The 6,836-nt window shown below is 49.2% G+C and carries 7 protein-coding genes and 1 riboswitch; all 7 genes read left to right on the top strand.

All coding sequences use genetic code 11. The features are described 5' to 3' along the window. The first annotated feature begins 218 nt into the window (after positions 1-218). The 7 genes from C230_RS0101285 to C230_RS21135 all read left to right on the top strand — a co-directional run bounded on the left by C230_RS0101285 (position 219) and on the right by C230_RS21135 (position 6,703). Positions 219-518, top strand: coding sequence for a DUF2653 family protein (locus C230_RS0101285; RefSeq protein WP_018130269.1), 300 nt, complete (start codon positions 219-221; stop codon positions 516-518). A gap of 18 nt (positions 519-536) precedes the next feature. Further along, positions 537-992 carry a hypothetical protein gene (locus C230_RS0101280; RefSeq protein WP_018130268.1) on the top strand — a complete coding sequence of 152 codons (456 nt, stop codon included), beginning with the start codon at positions 537-539 and terminating at the stop codon, positions 990-992. Between the two features lie 112 nt (positions 993-1,104). Then, entirely contained in the window at positions 1,105-2,289 is a 1,185-nt protein-coding gene (locus tag C230_RS0101275; RefSeq protein ID WP_026174071.1) for a chromate transporter, read from the top strand. A gap of 149 nt (positions 2,290-2,438) precedes the next feature. Beyond that, positions 2,439-2,530, top strand: a riboswitch (cyclic di-GMP riboswitch). A gap of 69 nt (positions 2,531-2,599) precedes the next feature. Beyond that, positions 2,600-3,649, top strand: a complete 1,050-nt coding sequence (locus C230_RS21685; protein WP_018130266.1) for a copper amine oxidase N-terminal domain-containing protein — start codon at positions 2,600-2,602, stop codon at positions 3,647-3,649. A gap of 148 nt (positions 3,650-3,797) precedes the next feature. Next, positions 3,798-4,310 carry a hypothetical protein gene (locus C230_RS0101265; RefSeq protein WP_018130265.1) on the top strand — a complete coding sequence of 171 codons (513 nt, stop codon included), beginning with the start codon at positions 3,798-3,800 and terminating at the stop codon, positions 4,308-4,310. A gap of 274 nt (positions 4,311-4,584) precedes the next feature. Beyond that, positions 4,585-5,676 (top strand): stalk domain-containing protein, encoded by a 1,092-nt coding sequence (locus C230_RS0101260; RefSeq protein ID WP_018130264.1) that lies wholly within the window; start codon positions 4,585-4,587, stop codon positions 5,674-5,676. 136 nt (positions 5,677-5,812) lie between these two features. Continuing rightward, entirely contained in the window at positions 5,813-6,703 is an 891-nt protein-coding gene (locus C230_RS21135; RefSeq protein ID WP_018130263.1) for an S-layer homology domain-containing protein, read from the top strand. Positions 6,704-6,836: the final 133 nt, after the last annotated feature.

Genomic DNA, 6,836 nt, shown 5'->3' with positions numbered 1-6,836 from the left:
GCTTTTCACCCGTGCGGTTGAAATCGACTTCTCAACAGCTCTGAGCGATACACCTACTGTAAACATGGAACAAAAAAGGGCACATCGCAAAAAGCTTTTTCAGTATAAACATTTAAGTTGAAAGACATATCGGCTATAATAACTATTGAAACCTTTTCGCCTGTCGTCCGTAATATCTATCAGAAACAGCAACATCAATTATAACGGGGGTGTGATCGATGAAACTCTGCTTCAACGAACAAGACCTGATTGATTCGGTTTGTGTATTCACGGCCTGGCGATATGAAAAACGTCCGGAACAGGTGCAGGCGGAACTGTTTTACGAAGAGGGAAAAGGGTTTTCCGCCACTGCATCGGTTGACAATGGGCTTTACAAGTATCCGATCAGTGAGCAGGATCTCATTGATGGGGTTGCCATTTATCTGCGGGACTACCACAACTTTGACCCGCAACGGCTTCTCATTGAACTGTTCTTTGAAGAAGGCAAAGGATTCTCTGCCGAAATTGAAGTGCGATAACGATTGGAGGGATTTTCGATGAAAAAGCTCGTGTCTCTTTTCCTTGCGCTTGCGCTGGTTATGGGTTTTTCTGCGGTGTCGGAAGCGAAATCCTCGACATCCGGTTCATTTAGTGGCGGAGTGAAGTCATCCATCAGCTCCGGCTCCACCTACAAGGGCGATTCCACGAGTCAGTCCGGATCAGGAGTTTACAGTTCCGGTCAAAAGAGCCCTTCGAGCAATGTGACACAAAAACCGTCCACCCCGCAACCGTATCAACAACCGTATCAGCAGCCCAAATCGTCGTGGTTTGGCGGCGGGTTGGGGCATTTTCTGGGTGGGATGGCGGCAGGAGCGCTCATGAGTTCGCTGTTTGGTCACATGCTCCATCCGTTTGGCGGATTTGGCTACGGGTTCTCTTTTTGGGGGCTCTTGTTTGATTTGCTGCTGTTGTTTGTCGGGTACAAATTAATACGTCGGTTGTTCGTGCGATAGTGTGTGAAAAAACTGGGGAGGCTTGGCCTCCCTATCTCAGTTTGTATTTCCTTGAGTAAAAGAAAGTCACTTGACCAATCGGGAAATTCCAGCGGCGAGGTGTGAAATTTAAGTGAATCTGCCAAGATGCTGGAAATCGTGGGCCGAAGTATTACGTGTATCTTTGAAATTGGGGCTTACTTCATTTGGGGGGCCTATTGCCCACTTGGGGTATTTTCATGATGAGTATGTCCGGCAAAGAAAGTGGTTGGATGAACGCAGCTATGCAGACTTGGTTGCTCTTTGCCAGTTCTTGCCTGGCCCCGCAAGCAGTCAAGTAGGTATTGCAATAGGGGTTATGCGAGCAGGGCTGCTTGGCGGTGTTGCTTCGTTCATCGGATTTACCTTGCCATCCGTGATTGTTTTGGTGCTTTTTGCATTCCTGTTGCAAGGTTTCGATGTAGGAAATGCGGGATGGATACATGGTTTGAAGATAGTGGCCGTTGCGATTGTTGCCCATGCAGTGTTGGGAATGGGGCAAAAGCTGGCGCCTGATCGCAACAGGGCAACCATAGCGATGGTAGCGGCGGTCATCTCTCTTTTGTGGCCAACCGCAGTTAGCCAAGTTCTGCTTATTGTTTCAGCGGGAGTTGTAGGATTGTTTCTCTATAAGTCGGAACATACACCTGATCAGCCCAACATTTGTGTTCCAATCAACCGTCATGTGGGGATTGTGTGTTTGGGTTTATTTTTTGGGTTACTGGCTGCTTTGCCTGTATTGCGTGGGTTGACGCAATTTGTATGGGTGAAGGTATTTGACAGTTTTTACAGGGCCGGTTCGCTTGTGTTCGGCGGGGGACACGTTGTATTGCCTTTGCTGGAAAGAGAACTTGTACCGACTGGTTGGGTGAGCAAGGAAGCTTTCCTTGCTGGATATGGTGCCACACAGGCAGTGCCAGGCCCATTATTCACATTCGCTTCATATTTAGGGGCGACGATGGGAGGAGGGTTTGGGGCTTTCATAGCAACGGTGGCGATTTTCCTTCCTGCATTTCTGCTTGTGATTGGAACATTGCCTTTTTGGGACACACTTCGAAGAAAGCCCAAAATTCAAGGAGCGTTAATCGGTATCAATGCGGCTGTCGTGGGCGTTCTGCTTGCGGCTCTCTATAACCCGATTTGGATAAGCTCCATATTGGCGCCGGCCGATTTTGCGCTTGCCACCATCCTATTTGGAATGCTTGTGTTTTGGAAATTGCCGCCTTGGACAGTCGTATTAACAGGAGCGTTGGGCGGAGCGCTGATCTCGTCACTTTAACACTGCATCTTTCGGGAAGGATGCGTCATAGCGATGGGAGCGGGCAATTCGATTTGGGATTTACAAAACGTAAGAAATAGAATAGGACGAAAGACTCATGAATTGGTTGCTTGTAATGTAGTATAAATTCTAATGAAAGTAAAATATTCTCACTGAAAGGGCAAAATCGCCGAAAGGCGATGACGCAAAGCTGCGGGCCTACGGGATGGGGGGAACATCCTATGGCAGCCGGGCCGCCACAGTGGTAGCACACTTCTGTGTCTGCCAAGTGGCAGATTTTATTTTTGTTCAAAAAGGAGTGTGTGGAACAATGAAGAAAAAATTGGTTTGGACAACAGCTCTTGTGATGACACTCGCCCTCTCGCCGGCAGCGCTGATTGCACGGGCGGAAACGGCGACCGCGATCAGCACCGCAACCGGTTCGTCTGTAACGAGTTCTGCCACGACCACGCAGAGTTCTACGTCTACAACTACAACTACAACTACAACAACCGATCCAACGACGAATCCCTCTCAAACATCCGGCTCAACACAATCTTCCACAACGTCTTCCACAACATCCGGAAACCAATCCGATGAGGAAGACGACGACGGGAATGGAAAAAACAAGCAGGATGATGAAGAGAAGGACGATCAGGATCATGAGCATGGCGGCAAGGGCAAGGGGATCAAGCGAGCGCTCGAAAGCCTTCTGAAGGCTTTGCAGGATGGAAATGGGCAAGCAAGTGACGATACGTTGAATGCCGTGATTGAAAAATTAATCGATAAGCTGAAGCAGGATGGACTGGCGTCCTCTGACGACGACGCAAAGAATGCGGTGGAAACGCAACTTGACTCCGAAGTGAATTCCGGGACGGCAACCGAGGATCAAGTTCAGGTTCTGGTGACATTGAAGCTGAAGGACAAGAAACAGGATGAGGCGGAGACAGCTGTCGAAGCGGCGCTTGCCAAGAATCCGAAATCGGACAAGTTGTACGACTTGTTGAGTAAAGTTTTTCAAGACAAGGGCGACACCGAACAGGTGAAAGTGTATGTGCAGGGCAAGCGGCCGAATTTTGACGTGCAGCCTTTTATCAAGGACGGGCGCACCTTGATCCCGGTTCGCGCTGTTTCGGAAGCATTGGGAGCCGACGTGAAATGGAACGGAGAAACGCAAACGGTTACGATTCGCAAGGGCGATATCACGATTGAGCTTCCGATCGGAAGCAAGACGATCAAGGTCAACGGTCAAACCGCGACGATTGATGTGCCCGCGCAAATAGCCGATTCCCGCACGGTGGTGCCGGTCCGCTTTATTTCCGAATTTCTCGGGCATCAGGTACAGTGGGACGCAAACGCCAAAATGGTGATTGTAAAATAACTTTTCTCCAGGCAACCTGTTGCGCATGTGCGCCAGGTTGTCTTATTTTATCGGTTATTTTATGGGCTTGGTCTGTCCCGCCAGATCAGTTACACTGGTATTGAAAATTTTACTCTCATCTGATTCAATTTACGAGGGGAGGTGGCTTATGAAAGTTCGGAAGAACTATCTGTGGATTCTGTTGCTTGTCATCGTGTTGGGAGTCGGAGTGGGCATCTATGTGCATTCCCATACCGAACCGGCGCATGTGAGTTTGGCTGCTTTCAACACAAAAGAAGAACAATTGACGCAAGAGGCGGAAAAGATATTTGCTGACATACAGGTACGATATGATCAATTGGAAAAAGGCGCGATCAAGGTGGACGAATTCAAGAAACAGATGACTCCCCTTCGGGATCAAATGAAGAAAAACTGGGATGAATATAAAAAGTTCACTCAAGAAAATCCGCTTTCGACGGTTGACCGGGAGTCGAAAACCTTCAAGGAAGGCGTTGCGCTTGCGTCAAATGTTCGATTTAATATCTATACGTTTTTGATTAATGTAACGGAACAGAACCTGACAAAGCAGCAAATCGAAGAGAAACATAAGGAATATCTGTCTCAAATCGAGAACAAACTCAAGCAATATCGGGAACTGACAAAAGATCTGAAGAGTAGCTGAATAAAGCGAACAACTGGGACGAAGGATCCTCCTGCTGGGGGGATCAATTTTTTTACATAGTTTTGTCACCGTTTGGATGCCTGCGCTTGAAGGAAAAGAACCAGTCCAACTCGAATTTTTGGTTATCGGAAGGAAATACCACAAAACGCGTTTCATCAGCACAGCCTGAAAGCGGGTGAAAAGGCATCGAAAACGAGCGCTCCACTTTATCCAAGCAAAGATCCGGATTGCGAGAAGAAGTCATAGTGAAACGGAGACAAAGGAGTGAAAGCGGATGCGAAAACCGATTGTCTGGTTGGCAGGCGGCATGGTGTTGGGTAGCCTGATCACCGCGCCTGTGGCGGCAGGTGCAGAATCGTTGCAGGTTGTGATCTCACAAGTCAAGTTGATGATCAACGGGGTGGACAAGACGCCCGCGGGCGGGACCTTTTCGAACGGAGTTGCGCAAGTTCCTATCGCTTTCAACTATGAGGGAACCACTTATGTGCCGGTGAAATACGTTTCCGAGGCATTGGGATACCCGGTGGAATGGGATGGACCGAATCGGACGATCTGGGTGGGAACCAAACCGGGCGCCGGATTGTCACAGGCGGTTCGTCCGGAACCTGATCTTCCCGTTACGTTTACCGAAGTTCGCTCCGCGGTGTTCGACGCGGGGGATTCCAATCTGGTTCAGGTATCTGTTGCGGTTCGCAATGACGATACTCAATCGTTCAGTTTCTTCGGGTATCAGCCGGAGTTTGTCAGCCGGGACGGCGGCAAATATAAAGGATTCGTATATGTTCCGCAGGGATACGACTCCGAGGTACAGCCGAAAACGACCGGAATACTGCAGTATTACGCGATGATCCCGAAAGGCATCTCGGTAGAAGATATGACATTAAATCTGACAAAGGCCGATTTTTCCGTGTTTCCGGCACAGTTTAAAACATGGGCGTCGTTTTCCGTGGGAAAGCCATCGACCGTTACACCCAAAGTGTATACTTCGGCGGACTCGCCTGTTTTCGATCTGATGCCTTATCACGTTCAGTTGAGTCAGGTAACATTCTGGAGCTATGACTACAAAGCCTATGCGCAGGTTTACAAAGTCCATGTGACCACGACAAAAGATTCGGGCTACAATGCATATCCAAATAATACTGACCTGATTTTTGAGGTTATTGACGGCAACGGGACAACGGTAGCTCAAACGAGGTATGCGATCGGAGCGAGCGCAAATTCGTCCGTGCCGGTGCTCGGGGATGGAGACCAATACATCACTTTCAATAATCTGATTTGGTCCCGTTACAACAATTACAATGTGACTATTCGCGTCTATGAGGCGTTCAACCAGGGCAAACGGTTGATCGGAACATTCTCTCTATAATGCCGGATTGAAACAAATATAATGTGAAAAGACTATATGCCAAGCCAATCCTACCCCCATAAAACTCTACCTGGTTACGAATTCAATAATAGACTTACCTATATATACCAAAAAACTACAGTAGAGGTGATTGTGAATGAAAAAAACCTTGATGGCTCTTTCAGTGGTCTCCACACTCTCGTTCGGCACGCTCCCGGCGTTTGCACAGGGGAATGGCAACATTTCGATCGTCGGGAATAACCAAGCGCAGCAAACGATCACCATCAACAACACCACGAACGTGACGAACGAAACGGTTGAATTGGATGATGTCCGCGGCCACTGGGCGGAAAAATTCATTAAGGATCTCGTGAAAAAAGGGGTTGTGAAAGGCAAAGGAAATCGCCACTTTGACCCGAACGGTAAAGTGACACGGGCTGAATTCGCGACGATGGTCACTAAATACTTCCATTTGCAAACCACATCCACCACGCAGGACTTTGAAGACGTGGCTCCCACGGACTGGGAATTCAAGTATGTGGAAGCGGCGAAAGAGTACTTCGATGCGTTCCGGGCGCTGGATGGCGGTTTGCTCTTTAAACCGAACGAAGGTGCCCGTCGGGAGGACGTGACCGTCACGCTGGTGAAAATCCTGCTCAAGCTCAACCCGGATATGAAGCAGCTGAATGCCGCTGAAGCCGATCAGCTCCTGCAAGAAAAATTCCCGAAAGATTGGCAGCAAATCGCGCCCGTGCTGCGTCCGTATGTGGCGACGGCCGTCAAATATGAATTGATTCACGGGTACGGAGACGGATCGTTCAAGCCGGAACGGGTTCTCACTCGCGCCGAGGCTGCCGTACTGCTTGATAAATTGCAGGATAACGGCATTGTGATCGTGGGAGACCAAACCGGAACCAGCACTTCCGGCAACACTTCCGGCAACACTTCCGGCAACACTTCCGGCAACACTTCCGGCAACACTTCCGGCAACACTTCCGGCAACACTTCCGGCAACACCGTTTCCGGGCAGGCGAGCGGACAACAATAACCCACAACAACCAACAACCGGTTACTCGGTTGGAGAACCAAAAAAGGGCTGTGTCGCAAGTCGAAAGCAGACTGCCGCACAGCCCTTTCCTCCTTCATCCCCTTTAACCAGGAACCGGTAAGATTATTGCGGA

The sequence above is a fragment of the Effusibacillus pohliae DSM 22757 genome (assembly GCF_000376225.1).
Taxonomy (GTDB): Bacteria; Bacillota; Bacilli; order Tumebacillales; family Effusibacillaceae; genus Effusibacillus; species Effusibacillus pohliae.
Note: the sequence above shows the minus strand (reverse complement) of the source record. Positions and strands in the feature narration are given on the sequence as shown.

What these genes read in the sequence shown, in the direction of transcription:
- C230_RS21685 (WP_018130266.1), top strand. Translation starts at nt 2,600, where the DNA reads ATGAAGAAAAAATTGGTTTGGACAACAGCTCTTGTGATGACACTCGCC.
- C230_RS0101285 (WP_018130269.1), top strand. Translation starts at nt 219, where the DNA reads ATGAAACTCTGCTTCAACGAACAAGACCTGATTGATTCGGTTTGTGTA.
- C230_RS0101260 (WP_018130264.1), top strand. Translation starts at nt 4,585, where the DNA reads ATGCGAAAACCGATTGTCTGGTTGGCAGGCGGCATGGTGTTGGGTAGC.
- C230_RS21135 (WP_018130263.1), top strand. Translation starts at nt 5,813, where the DNA reads ATGAAAAAAACCTTGATGGCTCTTTCAGTGGTCTCCACACTCTCGTTC.
- C230_RS0101265 (WP_018130265.1), top strand. Translation starts at nt 3,798, where the DNA reads ATGAAAGTTCGGAAGAACTATCTGTGGATTCTGTTGCTTGTCATCGTG.
- C230_RS0101280 (WP_018130268.1), top strand. Translation starts at nt 537, where the DNA reads ATGAAAAAGCTCGTGTCTCTTTTCCTTGCGCTTGCGCTGGTTATGGGT.